Genomic DNA, 21,960 nt, shown 5'->3' on the forward strand with positions numbered 1-21,960 from the left:
TTAAAGGAAAAGTAATCAGATTGTATCAGGAAGCATACTCCATACCTTTGAGGCGATTGGGTTTCAAATATATATACTCCCGACGAGCATCTATGATAATAGAAAAACGTTTTATAATCTCACCTCCCAGCACGCTCATTTTCTGCCGACCGATAGCTCCTTCGAAAAATCCAACAGGCACGTTAGACAAGGTTTCATTGCCTATTTTTAGTTCAGGTAAAATAGCCTGTTTGGTTTTTACTACATTTCCATACGAATCTGTCAGCTTCTTTTCACTGGTAATTTTCAATTTCTCTCCCAGTTTATGTTCTCCAGTAAAGGCATCATCAAACAGAATAGCTCCGGAATAGCCGGAATGAATCAGAAATCGGTTAGTCAGTGTACTATCTCCTACTTTGCAGTTTGCCTCCAGAAACATATAGTCATTCTCAAAAACCAGTTTGTGTTTTTTATATTTTTTACTCTTGGCAGGAAGACTTTCAGAAACTATCATTACCTGTTTCTCGAAATCCAGTTCAATCACCTTGTCTTTGAGTAAATCTATTCCAACTTTTCCATCTGTCTTTCGTCCGGAGTTTTTATTTTCCCAGAGAGGTAGATCTTTCCATGTCAGATCTCCTATCTGTAAAGTATTCTTCTCACTAAACCGGGCAGAGTTTACATCCCCACCCCAGCTCTTAATCCCTTCTGTCTTCTCCTGAAAAGTTATGGTTTTTAATCTGGAAACTGCCTCTTCCGTTAATGTTACAAAATTCGCAGCAGAGTGAAACATCAGATTCACAGTATCTTTCTCATTCAAAATAGCCTTTACAGAGATATTGTTGTATTCTGTAAGCTGGAAAGGAATACTATGTACTTCTCCTTGTCCAAACAGGTTATAAGAAAGGCAATAACACAGAATCAGAGTACCTATTTTACGCATAAAGAGTGGGTATTAGATGTTGACAAAGGAAAAAATCAGACAATAGGTGAAATATGACTGTACACGGCTGAAGATAGACAAAAAGAAAATAGCGGCAATAAAACAATCACAGATATGGATAAACATCCACTATTCCGTTAAGAGTGGTTACATGAGTCATTTTAACTATTAGAGAAAAGATTATATAATCTCAAAATAGTAATAATGCATTACCTATACTTTTCCTTAAAAGTAAGAATGACTCATGTACAAAATTGGAATCTCACCTATTACCACCATTCCTTCATCCATGCCTTAGATACACGAAGAGCATCTTCATATTGATCAACAACAACAATTAGCTGATTGGAATGATCACTGTATTGAGTCAGGATGTTAATATTAGCGTCGGCTAATCGCCGACAAAACAGTCCCAGTTGTCCTGGCACATCCTGTCTTAGCTTTTGAATAATTACCTCGTGAATAGTAACCACTTGTATCCCTACCTCTTCCAATACCTTCTTTGCCTGTTCAGCCTCCTCAACCAGAAAGTGTGCAACGGCATACTGTCCATTGTCAAATACGCCACCCCCTTCCAGACTGATTTTGTTTTTTCCTAATGTTTCACCTAGTAAAGCTAGCATGCCAACTTTGTTTTCCAGTTTAATTTCAATGTCTTTCATAAAAGATAATTAATGATGAATGGATTTACTATCTTCAGGTGCCTGTTGTCTATCTGTCATTCCGTAGTCTCTTATTACAGTGGCTACCCGTAACCGGTAGTTTTCAAAAACAGAGTCTCTGCCTTTTTTTTGAGCCATTCGATGTAGTTCCAGATTTCGCCATTGGGCAATACTCTCTTCATCCTGCCAGAAGGATAAGGACAATACTTTTTCGGGTTGTGTAATACTCTGAAACCGCTCAATAGAGATAAAACCTTCTATCTTGCTTAATTCAGGCCGGAGTCTGGCGGCAATGTCCAGATACTCATCCCATTTGTCTTTTTCGGGAAATGCTTCAAATAGTACTGCGATCATTTTCGGATTTGTTTGTTTGAGCAAACGTACAGGAATGGCTACATTTACACTTCATCCTATACTGAACTATGGATACAGAAGAAAGATTTGTGTTTATCTCAGGCTTATTGTGTGAACCCACCCGAGCCAGAATGTTATGGAGCCTATTAGATGGGCGAGCCTATACAGCCACTGAGCTAGCCAATGCTGCAGATATTTCAACGACATCTGCCAGCAATCATCTGTCCAGGTTGTTAGAGGCAGATATCCTGAAGGTAGAAACACAGGGACGACATCGGTATTACAATTTTTTTAGCTCAGAAGTGGCTTATGTAGTAGAATCTCTGGCAAACCTTGCCAAAGCGGATAGATCTACAAAATCACCAAACGCAGCTCCTGGCAAAGGCATTCATTATTGTAGAACCTGCTATGATCATATGGCAGGTTACGTAGGGGTACAAATTACGGAGGCAATGGAAACAAAAGACTATTTGCAGAAGTCAGATTCAGTCTATTTGGTGACAGAAAAGGGCTGGGAATGGCTCTCACAGTTTAATATTACAGCTGATAATTTGCCAGCAACCCGTCGTCCTTTAACACGTCAGTGTCTGGACTGGTCCGAACGACGTCCTCATCTGGCAGGTCAGTTAGGTGCTGTTTTATTGGAAAAAATGCTCCAGAAAGGATGGTTCAGGAAAGTCCAGTTTTCAAGAGAATTAGTAGTTACCTCACAAGGATCTCAATCTCTTTATGAGATATTGGGTATCACCTTGCAATAAGTGACCAGCTATTTAATCGCCATCTACATGTAGTCTGTGCTGTCCACAGGTGAGGCACTGAAACAAATACCCAGCCAGAGGACCATCTTTTGTCAGGTGATTGATAATATATTCCGGTGAATATTCCAGGTATTCAATATCGTGTTTAAGCTCCGCTAAGTAGGGCTTTATGGTTTCGCTATCTGCATATCCAATCAGCGCACAAGGCTCACCACAATGTGTTAACCATACTTCTGGTTGAAAGGAGTGATAGCCCGGTGTTTTTTCTGTTACTTCTATTATCAGTTCCTGAGCAATAGAAGGAGGTGGATCATTGGGATCTGGCGATACACCTTCAATACCCAGATAGTCATTAAACTCTCCGTTGTATTTTTCAGCAGCTTTACCATCTGCAATACACCAGGGACAGATATAGTCTGGCTTATGAATGCTATAAAAAGAGCCAGTATATTTCAGGTTCCGGTGTTCATTGCAGATAGAACAAACTCCATCAATGCGGTCAAATACACCCAGCTTATAGGCATTCGGGCTATACTTAAACACAGGTAATTCCATATGTATTTTTGGCTGCTACCACAGTCTTATTGAAAATAGTTCTCATACTCCTCTTTGATCATGGTCATGTCAACATCTTTCACCTTCTTATTCGGATCAAAAAAATAAATGCTCCAGAGAGCAGGTAACGTATCCAACGCCACTATTTGCTGTGATTTATTACTATACATAAATTTTACGAACTTCTTTCCCTGTATATCAAGCGTCGCAATCTTCATACTATCCAGAAAGTCGCGGGCATTACTCATATAAAACATATAATCGTCTGCTCCCACATAAAAATTTTCTTCTCCCAGTTCTTTCTTACTTTTCTCTATTTGTATCGTATCTGGCGAAATAAATAACGCAACTCTCTTGTCTATCACCACTGTATCTGCATGTCCCTGCACATTTTGTACAAGTAGTGTATCTTTACTATCTATCTGGCCTAAATCTATGGTGTCCTTTGTCTGGCTAGTAGTACAACCCACACCCATCAGACAACATAACAGCAAATATTTCATACAAGGCTTTGACTTATTTTTCATTCAGAATCCTAACTTTTTACTATCCGGTGTGCAACAGCCAGTCCACTGGCAAATGCGGCTTCTACCGTTCCCATAGCAGGACCATCATATAAAGCTTCTCCGGCAAAAAACAATGTATCTTCTACTGGCTCAGATACTATTTTTAATGCCTCTTTGCTCTCAACAGTAGCATAGGCATAGGCACCACGTGTCAAAGGGTCTATTGTCCAGTTAGTTATTTCTTCCGCAACTAGTTGTTCCTCTAGTACAGCTGATGAGGTACCAAACAGATAAGCTAATGTATCTATAGCCAGTGTCATTAACTGTTCCTTAGTATATGTCTGATAGGAAACAGCTTTGGGACCAGCTAGCCAGCCACAGAGTACAGGAGCTTTTTGAGGAGATTGAGTCCACCAGGTTGGAATGTTTGCGTCGGAAAACAAAAAACCCAGTTCAGACATTTTCTGTACAGGTAACGGATTCTCTTTCTCCCAGAATGCAGACTGAAATTCCAGGACAAACTTTATGACAGCCCCAAAGCCCATTTGCTGAAAGGCAGATCGAACTGCTGGAATCTCAGGCTTTATATGAATGGTTCCAGTACTATTTGGTTCAGCCTGCCATACACCTAGTGGCAACGTAAAAATGATCCGAGAGGCATGCACTGTTTTTTCATTGCTTGTCTGTACCTCTACATGTCCTTTACGCCAGCTTACATGGGTTACCAATGCATTGAGGGAAATTTCTCCACCCTGTTTTTCGCAATCTATTGCAAGGAAATCGAGTAGCTTACTATATCCTGCTGGCATACGGTATTGTGGTGCTTCATTTTCTTCTGACCATTCTTCACGCAAAGCCAATGTACTCGCCTTTGACGTTTCTGCTGCATCATAGCCTTCTACAAAACCGGTAACAGATTCTCTTAGCCCTTTATATTCTTCATCTGGAAAGTGTGTCTCCAGAAATTGCCCGATGGGTTCATCTATTGTTAGCTGACTCATCTTTTCCAGCAGCAAATCCCATTCTTCAATCGAAGACGAATCACTTTGCCGGACCTTCCCCTCTTCTACCCTCCAGGCAGATCCTTCCATCTCCAGATACTCCAATCCGGCTTCTTTCAGCAAACCCAGAGAAACAGGCAAGTCACCATGCACAAATTCAGCGCCTGTTTCTACAGGAATACTAAACCCAGCTTTTTGTATAGTATGAATGCGTCCTCCAATCCGATCTCTTGCCTCCAATACTCTTACCTTCTTTCCAGCACGAGCCAACTCACGTGCAGCCAGTAAACCAGATGCACCTGCACCAATAATTACTACATCATATGAACTCATAAATGATAATCGTCAACAATTTATATAAATTTGAATTTATTTGAGTAGAAATAGCCTTTTACTTCGTTTATATAGGACATATCTACAGAAACAACTAAAATAATAAATCTACCAGATTCTGGTTTTATTCACTCTTATACACACAATATATTGTGAATACAAACAAGATGGTTTTATTTTACTATTCCAAGGATAGGCATATAACTTAATTATCCCTAAACTATATGAAAAAAATCGCTTACTGTACTCTTCTTCTCTTTTTCAGCCTGTGTGCCTCATTGCAGGCCCAGACCTATTCGATTATACCTGAGCCTGTCAGTCTTCAATCTACCTCCGGTATTTTTTCACTCTCTTCAGGTACCACCTTGGTTGCATCCAATAACGCGGAAGCCCGTAAAGTAGCTACCTATTTCAGCGACAAAATAAAACCAGCGACAGGACTTAATTTAAAAACAGCAGAATCTGCTTCTGGTTCCAAAATAACATTTCTGCTCAATACAAAACCGGATGCAGCAATTAAACCAGATGGCTACCTGCTGGATGTCACCCCTACAGAAGTTACCATCAAAGCAAATCAGCCTGCCGGATTATTTTATGGTGTCCAGACTCTTCTGCAGCTATTACCCAAAGAGATTGAAAGCAAAACAGCTGTAAGTGGCATTAACTGGCAGATTCCCGGAGTAAGCATCAGTGATTATCCCCGTTTTGCATGGAGAGGTATTATGCTGGACGTAAGCCGCCACTTCTTCCCTAAAGAATACGTCAAAGCCTATATAGATCAATTGGTACGTTACAAATACAACGTATTTCACTGGCACCTGACAGATGACAACGGCTGGCGAATTGAAATCAAAAGTTATCCAAAGCTAACAGAAGTAGGTGCCTGGCGAGTAGAACGTACAGGATATTTTGGAGATCGCAAAGCCCAACAGGAAGGGGAAAAACCTACCTATGGAGGTTTTTATACACAGGAAGACATCAAAGAGATCGTAAAATATGCGCAGGACCGTCATGTTACCATTGTCCCGGAAGTAGATGTACCAGGGCATAGTATGGCAGCTATTGCAGCCTATCCCTGGTTGTCCTGCACCAAAAATGCTAACACCAAAGTAAACCCCGGAACCAAGTTTTCCGAATGGTATGGAAACGGAAAGTTCAAGATGCTGGAAGACAATACACTAAATCCTTCTGATGAAAAAGTGTACGAGTTTCTGGATAAAGTATTTGGTGAAATTGCCACTTTATTTCCAGGTACATATATCCATATGGGAGGAGATGAATGTTATCATGGTTTCTGGGAGAAAGATCCAGGTTGTCAGGCCCTGATGAAAAAACAAGGATTAAAAACACTGGAAGAATTGCAAAGTTATTTTGTAAAACGGGTTGAAAAGATCATAGAGAAAAAAGGCAAAAAACTGATTGGCTGGGATGAAATTCTGGAAGGTGGATTGGCTCCCAATGCAGCTGTCATGAGTTGGAGAAGTGTACAGGGTGGAATTCAGGCAGCCAAACTGAAACATCCGGTTGTAATGAGTCCGGTGCAGTATGCTTATCTGGATTATATGCAAGGAGATATATCTACAGAGATCCGTATCTATAGCACACTGCGTCTGAAAACATCCTATGACTGGAACCCTGTTCCTGCGGGTGTAGATTCAACCTACATCTTGGGAGGACAAGGCAACCTGTGGACAGAACAAGTGCCAACTTCCCGTCACGTAGAATATATGACATATCCCAGAGCCTGGGCCTTGTCCGAAGTATATTGGTCTCCGAAAAACAAAAAAAACTGGGATGGTTTTACCAAACGGGTAGAAAATCACTTTAGTCGGGCAGATCTGGCAGAGGTCAAATATGCCACCACTATATATGATCCTATCTTCAAAATTCAGAAAAACAGTGCGGGAAAAATTGTAGTGGATTTGAGTACAGAACTTAGCGGACTAGACATCTATTATACTACAGACAATACATTTCCGGATAAGTTCTCCAACAAGTATAGTAAACCTGTTGAACTGCCTGACGGAACGGATATTTTTCGGGTAATCACCTACCGGGATGGCAAGCCACTAGGTAAACAAATTACTATCAAGGCAGAAGATCTTGAAAAAAGAGCCAAGAAATAATAAAAAAGAGGTCTGGATTTTACCAGACCTCTTTTTTATTCCAGTGATAATACATCCACAGCTACCTTCAGTGTATGTTTGCCGGCGCTAAAGATAATCCCCTTAAGTGGAGGAACATCACTGTAATCACGTCCCCAAGCAGTAGTAATATGGCGTTCTTGCGGAATCATATCATTGGTTGGATCAAAATCACACCATCCTAAATCCGGAATATAAACAGAAATCCAGGCATGAGAGGCATCTGATCCTTGTAGCTTAGGTTTATCAGGAGGTGGCAGTGTTTCCAGATATCCACTCACATAACGAGCTGCAAACCCCATACTCCGAATACAGGCAATTGCCAGATGAGATATATCCTGACATACACCTTTCTTTTCACGTAATACTGTTTTAATAGGTGTATTTATAGTTGTAGACTCAGGTACATATTTAATGGTAGTAAACAACTTGTGACACAACATTTTCAAACTGTCAAACAATGATTGGTTATTCGGAAAACAATCTTTGGCAAAAGCCTTGATTTCTTCGTCCCAGAATACATACGGACTTGGCAGCATAAATTGTAACAACTGTATCTTCAAGGCTGTACTTGTCCAGCATTCCTCTCTAGCTCTGGCACATGTCATATCCGTAGCGAACAGTGACAAATCATTGCCCAACGGAAAACGATCTATCTGACTGGTTGTCAAAACAGTCAGTTCTGTGTGAAGCGAATGAATGGAAAAGTAGTGCACTGTATTTCCAAAGAAATCGGTGCGGGCAACAATCTCTGTAGGCTTTGGAGTGATCTTTATGGTAAAATCAGCGCATAACTGATTAGGTAACGTACGAGGTGTAAGACAAGCCAGACTATGATAAATATTTACCGGCTCCTTATACTCATAATGCGTAATATGGATAAGGTTATATTTCATGGGCTTTGCCGTTGTCGTTTGACTGAATAAACGAATGCTGCATAATGGTATGACTGAAATAGAGACTGGTTAATGTCACAGAGACAGAGGAAATCAGTCTGCTTACTTCTGAAAGCAATTTATCCAGATCTTCCCGATAGAAAGATTCCGAATCGTACTTACTCAGCTGCGTGATGTCTGATAGCTTTACCAAAGCAGATGCTTCCAACACAGCTTTTTGTGCCTGATTCAGTCTTGTATTTTGTCCTGCGCGTGGGAGATTACCTAGGCAGGTAGACAATGCATTTAGTTGATATACCAGCGAATAAGGCAGCGTCTCTTCCAGGAGAATCATGTCCAGTGTGGCTTCTACTGTCAGTTGAGCCCGATACATCATCCGATAATTGACCAACAAGTGATGGTATAATAATACTGCTTCCAGTATCTCATGTTCGGTGCTTTCTTCATACTTAAAAACCAGTGTAGATCGCAGGATACTGATCCGCAAAAGGATACGTTCCATCTGTTTTCCTGCCTCCAACAACAAATACTCATTGTTTCGGGGCATTGTCTCAGACAGAATACCATAAAATGTAAACAAGCGGGTTTGGAGTTTGTCCAGCAATTGCTGAACGGTATTGGTATTGAGAGTAGCCGGATCTTTTATCTTCTTCAGAATATTCTCGATCAGATCTACAATACGCCAGGTTTCCAGGTTCCATTTGTCACGCACTGCAATGATAGACATCAAAAATGACTGAATATTATAGGCAATGGTTCCTGTCTTTTGCGCATTGGAAATCAAATCCAGAATTTCTGGATATGGATTTTTCAGAATATCCCCTTTCTCATCTTCTACAAACCCAGGATAAGTGAGTGTAAGATGAGTCAGCGCCCTTAATAACAATTCCATATGTTCACTCTTGGTCGATCCTCCAAAGTTTCGATGTCCGTTCAGTACATCCAGTGTGATTCCGATAAAGGTAGTAGTAGATAATGTACGTTCACAGTATCGACCTACCCAGAATAGATTCTCGGCGCTACGGCTAGGCAAGGAAGTATGTTTTTGTATACTGATTCCTGCCGACAATGTAATCTTTTCCTTTACCTCTTCTACCCTATCTGATACAATCCAGGTGTCTTTGGAAATACTTCCGTATTGATTGGACACAACAAAGCGATCTTTTTCAGGAGAGCTACGCGTCAGTCCACCCTGCATAACCTGATAGCCATTTTCAGAAGCAATCAGATAGGCCCGGATAGCTGCATAACGCGGCTCAATGGTATCTCCTATCAGCGATGGCGTAGTCGAAAAACTTACTTCTTCCTGTGCAATGTATTCTGAAGGAGATTCACGAATAGCTTTTTTCAACTCCTGCAACTGCATGCGGGAAAGTAATCTTCCATACACCGAACGAAACTTCTGTCGACGATTAGCTTTCTTGATAATCAGTTTGTGCAGGTTTTCCAGCACATAGTTTAGTTCTGCTGTTTGCCCACACCACCAGGTAGCAATAGGTGGCAATATCAGATCTTCACCCAGCAAATAGCGGCAGGTAGTAGGCAAAAATGCATGCAGGGCATTATTTTCCAGCACACTGGAACCAGGAGGATTTACGACAGTTACATTTCCCATCCGAATGGCATGTAACAACCCGGGCACTCCGAGACGGGAATCTTCACGCAGCTCCAACGGATCGCACCACTCATCATCAATTCTGCGTATAATCACATCTACACGTTCCAATCCATCTATGGATTTCAACCAGACATAGCCATCCCGAACCAGTAGATCATCACCTTGCACCAATGGATATCCTAAATAAGAAGCCAAGTATGCCTGTTCAAAATAGGACTCATTATTGGGTCCAGGAGTCAGATATACAATATTCAGATTGTCCCGTAAACGGCCAGAAGCCTGAATAAGAGTATTCTGCATAGTTGTAAAGAATGGAGCCAGCCTACTCACATACATGCCTTCAGCCAATTCGGGCAACAGCTTACTTACCACGCTTCTATTCACTAAGGCATAACCCGAACCAGAAGGAGCTTGTGTTCGATTGTCCAGCACCCACATACGACCATCAGGGCCTCTCGCCATGTCTACAGCATGGACAAGCAACTGCTTTGATCCGGCAATCTTTGCATCATGGCAGGCCCGATAAAATCCTGTATTACCATAGACTAGTTCAGGAGGTAAAATCCCATCTTTCAGTAACCTGCCATCACCATATATATCTTTTAGCATCAGATCCAGTAAGGTAGCCCGTTGCTGCAATCCTCTGGAAATCTGTTGCCATTCTTTTTGTTCTATCAGAAACGGAATGCTATCCAACTGCCAGGGTCGGTTCATTCCATCCGGAGATTCGTATACGTTATAGGTAGCACCAATTTCCCGCAATGTATTGACAATCTCCTGTTTCCGGTTTGTCATCTCCTGTATTCCTATTTTTTCAATAGAAGCAAAAAGCGTTGCCCAAACAGGCTTTACCTGCCCTTTGCTATCTACTATTTCATCATAGGAACTGATCTGTTTCTGGTAAGACTGCAACAAACGTATAGAATTCTCAGTAAGCATTGAATTGTGTTATGTCCAAATAATCTCTCGTACAATACGAATATCTTCTATCTTCTGCTGCAATGTTTTTTTGCCAACAGGATGAGTATATCATCCTATATATTCTGACAAAGGTAAGTATTAGACCGGGTAATATGGCAGTATATACCCAAATCCTTCTCTAAGTATTACCTTGCCTTCCAGAACCTCCTTAAATCCAATGTATTAGGATATTCAGAATTTATCAATTCAACAGGAGTATCCAGCTTTACACTGCTTTTATTTTCAGCGACAAACCGTGATATGCTGGGTGTATATTTTACAGGTACAGGAATCTGATTGGTTTGTGAAGGAGTATGGCCAAAATCCCAGAAACGACTGATTCGTCTGGATTCCGCTTCATAACTATTCACAGGATAGGTATCAAAACTGCGTCCTCCCGGATGGGAAACAAAATAGGTACATCCACCCAGAATACGGTTGTTCCAGGAATCTACAATATCAAACACCAGTGGGGAATCCACCCCTACGGTAGGATGTAAAGCAGATGGAGGATTCCAGGCTTTATACCGAACACCTGCTACGTATTCCCCTTTCACTCCTGTATTACGTAAAGGAACACGACAACCATTACAAATAAGTATATGACGATCCTGTATAAAACCACTCACCTTTACCTGTAACCGTTCCAGAGATGAATCTACAAAACGAGCAGTGCCTACATTTGAAAGTTCTTCACCTAAGACATGCCAAGGCTCAATACCCAATCGCAACTCGAGTTGTGTATTTCCAACTGTAATAGTACCATGATGTGGAAAACGAAACTCAAAAAACGGATCAAACCAGGATATATCAAAATCGTAACCAGAAGCTTTCAGATCGTTTACCACATCCATCATATCCATATAAGCAAAATGTGGTAACAAGAAACGATCGTGTAACTCTGTTCCCCACCGGATTAGTTTTTTCTTGTAAGGTTCATTCCAGAACTTAGCCACTAACGCACGAATCAATAAGGTTTGCACCAGATTCATATGCTTATGTGGAGGCATATCAAAAGCCCGAAATTCTAGTATACCCAATCGTCCAGTAGAAGAATCCGGAGAGTATAATTTGTCAATACAAAACTCTGTACGATGTGTATTGCCAGTGATGTCTACAAGTAGGTTACGGAAGATACGGTCTACCATCCAGAAAGGCACATGCTCGTTTTCCGGTATTTGATCAAAGGCAAGCTCTACTTCATAGAGCCTTTCGTCTCGTCCTTCATCAATACGCGGAGCCTGACTGGTAGGTCCAATAAAGGGTCCGGAAAACAAATAGCTCAGGGCTGGATGATGTTGCCAGTATGTGATTAAACTACGTAGCAGATCAGGTCGTCGTAAGATAGGACTATCAGCAGGCTTTGCGCCTCCGATAGTTACATGATTGCCTCCCCCTGTTCCTGTATGGCGTCCATCAACCATAAACTTCTCTGTACCTAGGCGAGCAAAAAATGCTTCTTCATACAGTGCTGTTGTATTGTCAATTAATTCCTGCCAGTTATGAGACGGGTGAATATTTACTTCAATAACACCCGGATCAGGAGACACCACCAGTTTTTGCATCCGGTAATCAGTTGGTGGCGCATACCCTTCTATGCGAACAGGCATTTGAAGTTTCTCAGCTGTTGCCTCAATAGAAGTAATCAGATCAATATAATGCTCCAGATAGGTAGTGGGAGGCAGAAAAACATACAGAATACCTTCGCGTTCTTCTACACAAAGAGCAGTACGAATTGTATCAACTTCAAAGAGTGGAGCTTTTTCAGTTCCCTTATTTGTATAAAAATTCTTCTTTGTATCTTTTTCCTCTTCTCCATGAGAAGTGGGTTCTGTAGCAACAGGTGCCTGATAAGGAGGTGCCAATGTGCCATACCGTTCCGAAACTTTCGTCTGGTAATCCATTAAGGCAGGCAAATCTTCAAACTGGCTACGATCAAAAGCTACTTCCCGTTTGTTTTTCGTTACATACGGAAGAGATTCCAACGGTAGCCTCATGCCAACAGGAGAGTTTCCTGGAATCAGAAAACAGTGACTTCTACGAAATTGCCATACACAACTCGTCCAGGTATCGTTCCAGTAATTCCAGGCCAGAGGCACTGCAAACCCTTTGGGATTGTTCATTCCTCTTTCCAAAAGACCAGCCAGAGTACGTCTCTCTATAGAATCTTTTAAGTTTACATCCAGCGGGTCAAGATTTACGGGTATCTTTCCCTCCTCCAATGCCCAATAGACCGGATCTTCATAGGCAGGTACTATATTCTCAGGCGCAATACCCAGATAGTAGGCCAGTTCGATCATGAAACGTTCTGCATCGTGAAAGGTAAACCGATTATCTGTTTCCTTCGCAATCAAGTCATCATTACGCCATAAAGACAATCCATCTTTTCGCCAGTACAGGGCATATTGCCATCTGGGAAATGGTTCACCCGGATACCATTTGCCTTGTCCAAAATGCAAAAGTCCTCCAAATGCAAACCGGTTCTTTAAACGAAGGGACAAGTCATAGGCCAGCTTCCGTTTCAAAGGCCCATCAGCAGCAGAATTCCATTCCGGCGACTCCATGTCATCAATAGAAACAAAGGTTGGCTCACCTCCCATTGTCATACGTACATCACCAGCCTGAAGATCAGCTTCTACTACATGGCCTACCTCTACAATTTTATTCCATTGCTCATCTGTATAAGGCTTTGTAACACGTGGATCTTCATGAATACGAAATACCTTATTTTCGAACTCAAAGACAGATTCAGCAGCATCCCTTCCACCTACTACAGGTGCAGAACTGGCATAATCCGGAGTACAACTCAACGGAATGTGCCCTTCGCCAGTCAGTAAGCCAGAAGTGGCATCCAAACCAATCCATCCTGCTCCAGGAATATAGGCCTCAGCCCAGGCATGTAAGTCTGTAATATCAGATCCAGGACCAGGAGGCCCTTCCAATGGCTTTACATCTGCTTTCAACTGTACGGAATACCCGGAAACAAAACGTGCTGCAATACCCAGATGTCGTAATATTTGTACCAGAAGCCAGGCAGAATCCCGACAGGAACCACTTAATCGGGTTAGCGACTCTTCACAAGTCTGCACTCCCGACTCCATACGAATATTATAATAGATATCTTTATTCAGTTGCTGGTTAAGCTGCACCAGATAATCTATTGTACGTTTCTTTTCATGGATTTTATTCTTTTCAACCCACTCCAGCAGCTTGGGTCCGGATTCCCGCACTTCCAGATAAGGCACAAGTTCTTTCTGTAGCTGTTCATCATAGACAAATGGATAGTATTCTGCCGAATCTTCTACAAAAAAATCAAATGGATTGATTACTTCCATCCGGGCAATCACCTCTACTTCAATACGAAGTTCATTGGTTTTTTCAGGAAAAATCACTCTGGCCAGATAGTTCCCAAAAGGGTCCTGTTGCCAATTGATAAAGTGGTTTTCAGGATATATTTTAAAAGAATACCCTTCGATAGGCGTTCTGGAATGAGGTGCAGGACGTAAACGAAAAATATGTGGACCAAGATTTATATATCGGTCGTAAGAATACTTCGTCTTATGTGAAATAGCAACTTTTATAGCCATACTATAAGTATTACACGATTCAGGGGGTTTGATCTGTGAAAAATAACGTTTTTTTTAGATAGAACGAATATTCACCCTGTTTTTCATTATTTTTTATTTCGTGGCTTGCATTATTTACCATATTCTATTCTGAAAATAGAACCGCCAACATAATAAAACTACAAAAACCCGCATCTAGTCAGTTTTATATTGCAAAACTGACTAGATGCGGGTTTTATATTCTTAGACTACTCTCCCTTATCTATGTATTATGTAGAAATGCAAGCAACTTAAAATGTACATACTGCTTTTTCTCCACCAGAAGATTGAAGTACTAAACTAATTATCCCTCTTTCTTTTGAAATATTCATTTGCTCTATAATCAGATAATCACTTCCCAAAGAAGATACATTTTCAACTTTAAATTCATACTCATAAATCAGCTCCTCATGAGATTTAATTACTCTTTTCAGACTAATCATGTGAGACTTGAGTAAAGCAGAAGAGGTGTGTAACTCCCAATTTGAAACCTGGTTTGGACTCAAAATGGCAAATACCTGCTCCTTCCTTAATTTATTACCAAAAATACTTTCTGTTTCCCATGTTGTGTCCAGCCAGAATACTGTATCTTGACTTATCCGCAAATACCCACTGTTACTTTTTCCAACATCTTTGTAGTCAAAAGTAACTGGATGATATAACAGTCCATTAATTTTAACAGACATTGGATCATATCTATAGACAATTTTTCTTTTATAAGTATCAGCCCAGCCCTTTAAGGGAGAACATGTACATGATTTGCTGATAGCAAAACCATTTTGTATGTTCTTACTGCTTGTAATACATGAAACAACTAAAAAAAGACCATAGATCAGATTTTTTCTGATTGTGTACATTGCAACATCGATACTTTGATTATAAACAGGCATCTATTTAAGTAAAGCCAGCCAATCTTTCATAATTTGATAAGCTTCCTCTATATAAATATCCTGTGTGATGTTTTCAATAAGCCCTTCATTGATTTCTTTGGTGTATGCATCGATCTGTAGTACCTCTTTGTCATATCCTGTATTTTCAACTGTAAACGAAGCTTTGGCATCTTCCATCGTTTTTTCAAATTCTTCCCAACCTATATAAGTTTCCAATACATACGTTCTATATGATGCAGGATGCAGAGGAATGGTGCGATTGCTTTTAGCTATACGATTTCGCAGAACTTCATTTTGTTTCTGAATAGCCTGAAATACAGGTAAAGCCATTGTTCTGGTTTTGCTCTTTGCTGAAAGTTCAGCTACAGGCAATACCTTCAATGGAGTATAGTAGATCTTTTTAGTAACAGAATCCGAAGCCAGTGCAAACGACTTTGTGTGTTCCTTGTACGAAATGGTTTCATACATGTCTGGTAAATAGATATGAGGTTGCACACCTTTCAGTTGTGCACTTTTACCTGTAATCCGATACAATTTATTTACAGTCACTTTTGCATATCCCCATTCTGTTCGGGCTTCTTTCAGTGCTACTGGGTTGGCATTCTGGCTTAGAGGTAACACAATCTGTCCTGTAGCTTTTCCAAAGGTAGAAGACCCCACAACCAATGCACGATTGTAATCCTGCAGGGTTGCTGCCAGCAGTTCCGATGCAGAAGCACTCTGACCATTGACCATCAGTACCAGAGGACCATCATATATGGTTCCCCGATTCTGATCTTTCATAATGCTTGGCTTCAGGTCACTTCCCTGAATTACACCTAGTGGTCCTTCATCTACAAATATACCTGCCAAATTCAGTCCTTCCTGTAAAGATCCTCCCCCGTTGTATCGAATGTCAAGTATTAATCCTTCAATACCCACTTTCTTCAATTTCAGAATCTCTTTGGCTACATCATTGGCACAACCCAGGCTGGTAGCATCTTCTGTTTCTGTATAAAAGCCAGGTAAAAAGATATAACCTATTTTTTTGTCACCTTTCAATACATAACTTTTTACAATATTTTCATCTTCCCGAATCTTCTCTCTCACTAATGACACTTTTTCCTCCTGTCCATTGGCCTTTTGTACAGTCAATTCTACTTTATCAGAAGAAGAAGCATTGAGTAATTCTTCCACTTCATATACATCTGCCCCATTCAAGTCAACCAAAGATTTTCCTGCCCATTGTAATGTCAGTAATACATCACCTTTGTGTAATACACTAGATTTCCAGGCTGGTCCACCGGGTACCAAGCGGGCAATGCATACATCACCTTTGTCGTTCTCTTCCAGATCGATGCCATATGATAACCCCTCTTTGGCTAAAGATGCTTCAAAATTTCGTTCAGTTGATTGCGAAAAATAGTTAGAATGAGGATCGAAACACTCTGCAATAGCATTGAAAAAGGCAGATGCAATAAATTCATCAAATCCTGCCGGACTTTCCAGTATCCGTTTAATCTTTCGTTTTTCGACAGTCTGCACCTTTAGTCGTGATACAGGTTCCTTTGCATTGATAGCTGTAATTTTCCCTTCTATGATCTCATCTACATCATCTACCATCAAGTCGATGGTCTGGTACTTTAGCCACTTAGTCCATCTTTGTATTGCTTCTTTATCATTAGTTGCAAAATTCAGACTATCCTTTCCATTTTGTGAGTCTGAAAATACAATGGTTTCAGTAGTTGAAAACACAAAAGGCTTTTGTGTTAGTGCGTCAATACGCTTTTCGGCTTCAAGCAATCGATTTTTATAGAGAGAAGATACCAACGGAAGAAACTTCCATTCTTTTCCAGCTAATTCATCATCTATTTGTGCACGATATACTTTCATCTGCTGCCAGTCTGATGCCTGAAAATACAGTCGGTGAGGGTCAATAGTTTCTATGAACTGATATAGAATCTGCTCAGACAAGTTATCATCAAAAGGACGTAACGTATAATGTTTGGTTTCAAGCGTTTTACGTAGCGACATCGCCTGCTGCTGCCAATTGTCAGCACTCACTTGCTGCCCTATGGATTCACCGCCAACCAGAACAAACACAATCAGGCAAAGTATACGTAAATACTTACAGGGTAAAAATACACTCATAGATAACAATATATAGAATAGTAAATCTTTTTGTGGGGATGCGTTATTACTTCAGTCAACAAGTTCTTATATATATGCTGTAAGACACAAGCTAACTGATTATCTGATCACTTCGGCAAATTACTAAATGTTTTGAAGATGAAGGAAAAGGGGAAAGAAGAAAGTATTTTCAGGTAATATATAATTTGATTTTATCAGAAATAATGTAGTAAAACCTGAGCAGAAAGAGAAGAGAGTCTCTATTCTGTAGATTTTCTGTGGAGAGAATTTAGCCCGATAGAGCAAAAAAAAGAAAATAGTGGAAAAAATTACATATCTTAATAAATGAAAAACTCCCTGCACTAAGAGAGTCAGGGAGTTAAATAACTGGTATGGTCTTATAACGATAAATGTGTTTAAAAAGTTTGCTATTTGAAAAATAATTGCATAATTTTTCAAAATACTAACACTTACAGAAAAACAGACCTCTAAATTCCAAAAAACATGGTTATGCCGCTTCAAACTCGTTTCATTTATGAGCTTACGATCGTTCCGATTGGTACCTTGAATAGCGTCAGAAAAAAGGATCCCCATTATGCCTATTTTTCAAATCTGAGTAAAACAATTGATTGTTTGTCGGGAGTACTGGCTCTTAATGGATGGCCTGTAAAAATAAATTACTCTGCTGTATACCGAACGTTGCAGGATCGTAGTAAATACATTCGGGAATTTGATATAGCAGGTAATCGTGTCTTTCGGGTTGTTATAACCAAAAAAGTACTTAATCCTGCACTTACTACATTAGACATTGAAGAAATGCCCTATGCCAGATAATTTTTAGTAGTATTTATGTGGTAAGATTCCTTTTATTCGGTCATCCTGAGAATGTATACAACTGAGCAATTTCATTCTCAGGATATTTTTTATATCGAAACTATTCTTTCCTACTCATTCAAATCTTCATTATACTCAATTGTATTTTTTATCAGTAGCTTATTTTCGCTCAGGCTCCCTCTTCTATTCACTTTATTGTAAATCCTCACCCTGCAAGGCTCAAACAACTCATTTACAAACATTTATCAAACAAAACAAATGTAACAAAACTTACTATTTGCGATTGGCTACTGTTTTAGTCATTACTACATTTGCTTATACTTACGATCATATACTTTTTAGATAGGCATCTTTCTCAATTTATATTCTCAAATGAGTCGTATAGTAGTCTTCCTTCGAGTCAATCTCATCAATATTACACTACTAGTGGTTGCCTTTTTACTGGTTTTAGGAGCCAGCCTGATACTGTTCAATCGAAGCGTTATTGACAGTAATCTTGCTTTACAAAAGCAAACAGAACAGGTAAAATATGAATTGCGTTATGCTCATGATGAAATCACCCGATATGTAGATGTTACCATACGAGGATATGCCATCATTCGTAATGAAAAATACCTGTATATAAGTCATGAGAAAATTGAGCAATTATGCAGGGCTAATTTTAAAAGGCTGGATAGCTTACTGGCAGTTCAGCACTACCAAAATCCGGAAGGACTGAAAGCGGTTGAACAATACAAAGCGGTGATTTGGAATTTCATAGACTATCATGGATACATGGTTAATCTATTGCGAAAGGAAAAGATAGAGAAGTTTAAGGCTGTGTTTGACAAAGATAAAGGAGCAAGTATTGGTCCGGTATATCAAAAAGCAACCAAGTACGTATATACTTTTGAAGACGAACTACATCAAAAGGCACAATTCCGATACAACCTGGCGATGCAAAGCAATATTTATATACAGTTTTTAATCATTCTGATAGGATTACCAACAATTGCCCTTATTATTTTACGCCTGCGTAAGGACACAACTCAACGGGCCGAACTGGTCAATGAATTTGAAACAAATAATCAAAAGTATCTTTTTCATTCTGGTGCATCCACTCAAGTAAAAAACGCACAGGAAGTTATCTCTAACTCTATAGTCAACCTACGCACAGCAGCTAATTTCGTTACTCATATTTCTGAAGGAGATTATGAGGTTGATTGGCCAGGAATGACTATACAGAATGCATCTTTAAATCAGGCGAATCTGGCAGGGAAGCTCTTACAAATGCGTGAACAGATGAAAAAGGTTAAGCAGGAAGAAGATAAGCGAAACTGGGTCAATGAAGGTTTAGCACAATTCTCCGCACTGGTAAGGAATCACCAGAATACATTGTCTGTTTTATCTGAAGAATGCATTCGTTTTCTGGCTAAATATCTAAATGCTCAACAAGGAAGCATTTTTGTATTAACAGAACAATATGGTGAAAAATATCTGGATATGACAGCCTGTTTTGCCTTTGATAAAAAGAAATTCATTGAAAAGAGAATCAATGCAGAAACAGGTTTACTAGGTCAGGCTTATCTGGAAGGTGCAACGATTCTACTTCGGGAAATTCCTCAGGGATATGTAGATATCACTTCAGGCCTAGGAGAAGCAACCCCTAATTTTCTGATCATTGTTCCGATGAGATACAATGATACAACAGAAGCAATACTGGAGCTGGCTACTTTTGGGAGCTTTGAACCCCATCAGGTTTCTTTCCTGGAAAAATGTGGTGAATTTCTGGCAGCTGCTTTACTTACTGTAAAAACAACAGATAAGATGAAAGCTATACTGGAGAATACTCAGGAACAAACGGAAGCTTTACGCGCACAGGAAGAAGAAATGCGCCAAAATATGGAAGAGATGCAAGCTACTCAGGAAGAGATGTATCGCAAAACCAAAAATCTTGAAGAAGCCAATCTGGAACTAGAAGAAAAAACACTCATTTTAACTCAGTTAAAAATGGAAAATGAGATCTTAAAGAAAAAGCTGGGGCTTGTAAAAAAATAATACATCCCTCATTATCAACCATAAAACAGATCAATAGAAAAAGCATCAAAGAATAAACTAAAAAAGTTTACCAGTGTATTAAACCTTTGCATAGTTTTTGTAATCTAAACAATAAACTATAACACAACACGACTATGAAACGCATTCTTTTTGGTTTAGTATTTTTATTAGGAGTTGTTTTGACCCAGGAAGCTTTTTCACAAACATATGTAAGTGTTCGTATCGGGACACCTCCTCCACGCCGGGTAGTGTATGCACGTCCAGTGCCTCCTCCTCCGGTTGTGTATGCGCCTGCACCTGTATATGTAGCACCCAGACCAGCTGTCATTGTCAGACCTCGTCCGGTAGTGGTAGTACCTGCTCGTCCGGTGTATGTATATCCAAGACACAGACACGGATACCATAGATGGTAAGGTAAGAACAGATTATGATTACAAGGAACATTTTAAATATCTCTAAAAGAAGTCAATTCTTTTAGAGATATTTTTTTGTGCATAGTTCATGGCAAACTATTTTTTGATAAGGCTACCATAATCTGCTCAATAAATGAAGAGCTTGCCTATAACTCCAATCACTTTTCAGTTTGATCAGAGTTCCGATCATTTTTATGTTTGCTCATTATTCACCGCAAAAACAAAATCTGATCGGAATTCACCGCAAACAGCAACCTGCCATGAATCATGCGCAGAAAATATATTGAGGTTAGACAAAAGAGGCAGCTCGCTATGAATAAAACACGATATTGTCCTGGATAGTGGGTAGGCTCCTATTCATTATTAGTAGAATTCTGCTGTTCGGAGGTCACTACCCAATACTTAAGAGACCAGCAAGGTAGATTAACTCTAGGGATTCTATGTTGAGTTAAGACAAACAGCTTGGCATTGTGAACGGGCCATAAAACAAAACGGGCAATCCTGAGATTGCCCGCCATCTATATAAATCAAAGTGGATTGTTCTATCTGCTTCTTAACTTGGATAATAAACGAAGTATTTCCAGATACAGCCATACCAACGTCAGCAATAATCCAAACGCACTATACCACTCCATATACTTAGGCACTCCCTGATGAGCTCCCTGTTCAATAAAATCAAAGTCCAGAGCCAGATTCAATGCAGCTACCACCACTACTATCAGACTGAAAACAATTCCTATAGTGGACGTTTCATGAATCAATGGCATTTCAATATCGAAGAATCGTAATACAAAGGCTAACAGATAAAATACAGCAATTCCAGCAGTAGCCGCTACTACAATCATTCTGAATTTTTGAGTAACCTCAATGATACGTGTTGCATACAAAAACAGCATTACAGCAAATACAGCAATAGTCAATACAATAGCTGTCGAAACTAAGCCAGAGAACGCATGTTCATATAACAGAGAAATAGCACCTAAAGCCAATCCTTCCAAGACAGCATAAGTTGGAGCCAGAAACGGAGCCCACTCTTTCTTAAAGGTTAGTACAATACCTACCAGGAATCCGCCAAATACGCCACCCATCATCATAGGAAAACCCAGAGTAGGATTTGATAACATAGCAAACCATGAAAGACCAGCAGCAGCTACAAGAATAATCAACAGTGTAGCTGATTTATTAATAGCTCCCTGCATAGTCATTACATCAGAGTCATATGCAGTACCAGCCATCTGCTCAAAGGTAGAGGATTTCAGAGCTGGATTTGATGATTTAAATAAAGACATAGGTTAATAAAAATAGTAAAAGATAAACCTGGTAACACTTACAAAATAAAGTACTTATTAATGTTGTATTATTT

General features: G+C 39.9%; 17 protein-coding genes. 5 read left to right on the top strand and 12 right to left on the bottom strand.

The window, feature by feature from the left end; translation table 11 throughout:
- Positions 1-25: 25 nt before the first annotated feature.
- From QNI15_RS27065 to QNI15_RS27075, 3 genes are all read right to left on the bottom strand, one after another.
- Positions 26-922 (bottom strand): aspartyl protease family protein, encoded by an 897-nt coding sequence (locus QNI15_RS27065; RefSeq protein ID WP_314001561.1) that lies wholly within the window; start codon positions 920-922, stop codon positions 26-28.
- Between the two features lie 269 nt (positions 923-1,191).
- A complete protein-coding gene (locus QNI15_RS27070; protein WP_314001559.1) occupies positions 1,192-1,584 on the bottom strand; it encodes an amino acid-binding ACT domain-containing protein in 393 nt (130 codons plus the stop codon).
- A 9-nt stretch (positions 1,585-1,593) separates the two neighbouring features.
- On the bottom strand, positions 1,594-1,938 hold the full coding sequence (locus QNI15_RS27075) for an antibiotic biosynthesis monooxygenase family protein (protein ID WP_314001557.1): 345 nt from the start codon (positions 1,936-1,938) through the stop codon (positions 1,594-1,596).
- Positions 1,939-2,006: 68 nt separating this feature from the next.
- Here QNI15_RS27075 and QNI15_RS27080 point away from each other — a divergent pair, with 68 nt between their 5' ends.
- Complete coding sequence (locus QNI15_RS27080) at positions 2,007-2,696, top strand: ArsR/SmtB family transcription factor (protein WP_314001555.1); 690 nt, start codon at positions 2,007-2,009, stop codon at positions 2,694-2,696.
- A 12-nt stretch (positions 2,697-2,708) separates the two neighbouring features.
- Here QNI15_RS27080 and QNI15_RS27085 read toward each other — a convergent pair whose 3' ends face one another.
- From QNI15_RS27085 to QNI15_RS27095, 3 genes are read right to left on the bottom strand one after another with little or no spacing between them, the layout of a single operon-like run.
- Positions 2,709-3,251 carry a CbrC family protein gene (locus tag QNI15_RS27085; RefSeq protein WP_314001553.1) on the bottom strand — a complete coding sequence of 181 codons (543 nt, stop codon included), beginning with the start codon at positions 3,249-3,251 and terminating at the stop codon, positions 2,709-2,711.
- A gap of 26 nt (positions 3,252-3,277) precedes the next feature.
- Positions 3,278-3,754 carry a hypothetical protein gene (locus tag QNI15_RS27090; RefSeq protein WP_314001551.1) on the bottom strand — a complete coding sequence of 159 codons (477 nt, stop codon included), beginning with the start codon at positions 3,752-3,754 and terminating at the stop codon, positions 3,278-3,280.
- Positions 3,755-3,786: 32 nt separating this feature from the next.
- Positions 3,787-5,091 carry a flavin monoamine oxidase family protein gene (locus QNI15_RS27095; protein ID WP_314001549.1) on the bottom strand — a complete coding sequence of 435 codons (1,305 nt, stop codon included), beginning with the start codon at positions 5,089-5,091 and terminating at the stop codon, positions 3,787-3,789.
- Between the two features lie 224 nt (positions 5,092-5,315).
- Here QNI15_RS27095 and QNI15_RS27100 point away from each other — a divergent pair, with 224 nt between their 5' ends.
- Positions 5,316-7,217, top strand: coding sequence for a beta-N-acetylhexosaminidase (locus tag QNI15_RS27100; RefSeq protein ID WP_314001547.1), 1,902 nt, complete (start codon positions 5,316-5,318; stop codon positions 7,215-7,217).
- Between the two features lie 35 nt (positions 7,218-7,252).
- On the opposite strand, the gene QNI15_RS27105 is transcribed toward QNI15_RS27100, so the two are convergent.
- The 5 genes from QNI15_RS27105 to QNI15_RS27125 form a co-directional block, all read right to left on the bottom strand.
- Entirely contained in the window at positions 7,253-8,131 is an 879-nt protein-coding gene (locus QNI15_RS27105; protein WP_314034741.1) for a transglutaminase family protein, read from the bottom strand.
- On the bottom strand, positions 8,121-10,688 hold the full coding sequence (locus tag QNI15_RS27110; protein WP_314034743.1) for a circularly permuted type 2 ATP-grasp protein: 2,568 nt from the start codon (positions 10,686-10,688) through the stop codon (positions 8,121-8,123). The genes QNI15_RS27105 and QNI15_RS27110 overlap by 11 nt, the downstream gene beginning before the upstream one ends.
- A gap of 167 nt (positions 10,689-10,855) precedes the next feature.
- Positions 10,856-14,296, bottom strand: coding sequence for a transglutaminase family protein (locus QNI15_RS27115; protein WP_314034745.1), 3,441 nt, complete (start codon positions 14,294-14,296; stop codon positions 10,856-10,858).
- A 269-nt stretch (positions 14,297-14,565) separates the two neighbouring features.
- On the bottom strand, positions 14,566-15,204 hold the full coding sequence (locus tag QNI15_RS27120) for a hypothetical protein (protein WP_314001542.1): 639 nt from the start codon (positions 15,202-15,204) through the stop codon (positions 14,566-14,568).
- The gene (locus QNI15_RS27125) at positions 15,205-17,334 is read right to left on the bottom strand and encodes a carboxy terminal-processing peptidase (RefSeq protein WP_314034747.1); all 2,130 of its coding nucleotides are present in this window, start codon (positions 17,332-17,334) and stop codon (positions 15,205-15,207) included.
- A gap of 489 nt (positions 17,335-17,823) precedes the next feature.
- On the opposite strand from QNI15_RS27125, the gene QNI15_RS27130 reads away from it, so the two are divergent.
- The 3 genes from QNI15_RS27130 (at position 17,824) to QNI15_RS27140 (ending at position 20,597) form a co-directional block, all read left to right on the top strand.
- Positions 17,824-18,147, top strand: a complete 324-nt coding sequence (locus tag QNI15_RS27130; protein WP_313987461.1) for a hypothetical protein — start codon at positions 17,824-17,826, stop codon at positions 18,145-18,147.
- 372 nt (positions 18,148-18,519) lie between these two features.
- Positions 18,520-20,184, top strand: a complete 1,665-nt coding sequence (locus QNI15_RS27135; RefSeq protein ID WP_314034749.1) for a GAF domain-containing protein — start codon at positions 18,520-18,522, stop codon at positions 20,182-20,184.
- A 134-nt stretch (positions 20,185-20,318) separates the two neighbouring features.
- Positions 20,319-20,597 (top strand): hypothetical protein, encoded by a 279-nt coding sequence (locus QNI15_RS27140; RefSeq protein WP_313987465.1) that lies wholly within the window; start codon positions 20,319-20,321, stop codon positions 20,595-20,597.
- Between the two features lie 542 nt (positions 20,598-21,139).
- Here QNI15_RS27140 and QNI15_RS27145 read toward each other — a convergent pair.
- Complete coding sequence (locus QNI15_RS27145) at positions 21,140-21,886, bottom strand: Bax inhibitor-1/YccA family protein (RefSeq protein WP_314001536.1); 747 nt, start codon at positions 21,884-21,886, stop codon at positions 21,140-21,142.
- Positions 21,887-21,960 lie beyond the last annotated feature (74 nt).

Origin of the sequence: Xanthocytophaga flava (assembly GCF_030068545.1) — a bacterium.
Taxonomy (GTDB): Bacteria; Bacteroidota; Bacteroidia; order Cytophagales; family 172606-1; genus Xanthocytophaga; species Xanthocytophaga flava.

Coding starts and splice junctions, on each gene's coding strand:
- QNI15_RS27065 (WP_314001561.1), bottom strand. CDS start 922: ATGCGTAAAATAGGTACTCTGATTCTGTGTTATTGCCTTTCTTATAAC.
- QNI15_RS27120 (WP_314001542.1), bottom strand. CDS start 15,204: ATGCCTGTTTATAATCAAAGTATCGATGTTGCAATGTACACAATCAGA.
- QNI15_RS27140 (WP_313987465.1), top strand. CDS start 20,319: ATGAAACGCATTCTTTTTGGTTTAGTATTTTTATTAGGAGTTGTTTTG.
- QNI15_RS27135 (WP_314034749.1), top strand. CDS start 18,520: ATGAGTCGTATAGTAGTCTTCCTTCGAGTCAATCTCATCAATATTACA.
- QNI15_RS27115 (WP_314034745.1), bottom strand. CDS start 14,296: ATGGCTATAAAAGTTGCTATTTCACATAAGACGAAGTATTCTTACGAC.
- QNI15_RS27070 (WP_314001559.1), bottom strand. CDS start 1,584: ATGAAAGACATTGAAATTAAACTGGAAAACAAAGTTGGCATGCTAGCT.
- QNI15_RS27125 (WP_314034747.1), bottom strand. CDS start 17,334: ATGAGTGTATTTTTACCCTGTAAGTATTTACGTATACTTTGCCTGATT.
- QNI15_RS27110 (WP_314034743.1), bottom strand. CDS start 10,688: ATGCTTACTGAGAATTCTATACGTTTGTTGCAGTCTTACCAGAAACAG.
- QNI15_RS27095 (WP_314001549.1), bottom strand. CDS start 5,091: ATGAGTTCATATGATGTAGTAATTATTGGTGCAGGTGCATCTGGTTTA.
- QNI15_RS27145 (WP_314001536.1), bottom strand. CDS start 21,886: ATGTCTTTATTTAAATCATCAAATCCAGCTCTGAAATCCTCTACCTTT.
- QNI15_RS27105 (WP_314034741.1), bottom strand. CDS start 8,131: ATGAAATATAACCTTATCCATATTACGCATTATGAGTATAAGGAGCCG.
- QNI15_RS27130 (WP_313987461.1), top strand. CDS start 17,824: ATGCCGCTTCAAACTCGTTTCATTTATGAGCTTACGATCGTTCCGATT.
- QNI15_RS27100 (WP_314001547.1), top strand. CDS start 5,316: ATGAAAAAAATCGCTTACTGTACTCTTCTTCTCTTTTTCAGCCTGTGT.
- QNI15_RS27090 (WP_314001551.1), bottom strand. CDS start 3,754: ATGAAATATTTGCTGTTATGTTGTCTGATGGGTGTGGGTTGTACTACT.
- QNI15_RS27080 (WP_314001555.1), top strand. CDS start 2,007: ATGGATACAGAAGAAAGATTTGTGTTTATCTCAGGCTTATTGTGTGAA.
- QNI15_RS27075 (WP_314001557.1), bottom strand. CDS start 1,938: ATGATCGCAGTACTATTTGAAGCATTTCCCGAAAAAGACAAATGGGAT.
- QNI15_RS27085 (WP_314001553.1), bottom strand. CDS start 3,251: ATGGAATTACCTGTGTTTAAGTATAGCCCGAATGCCTATAAGCTGGGT.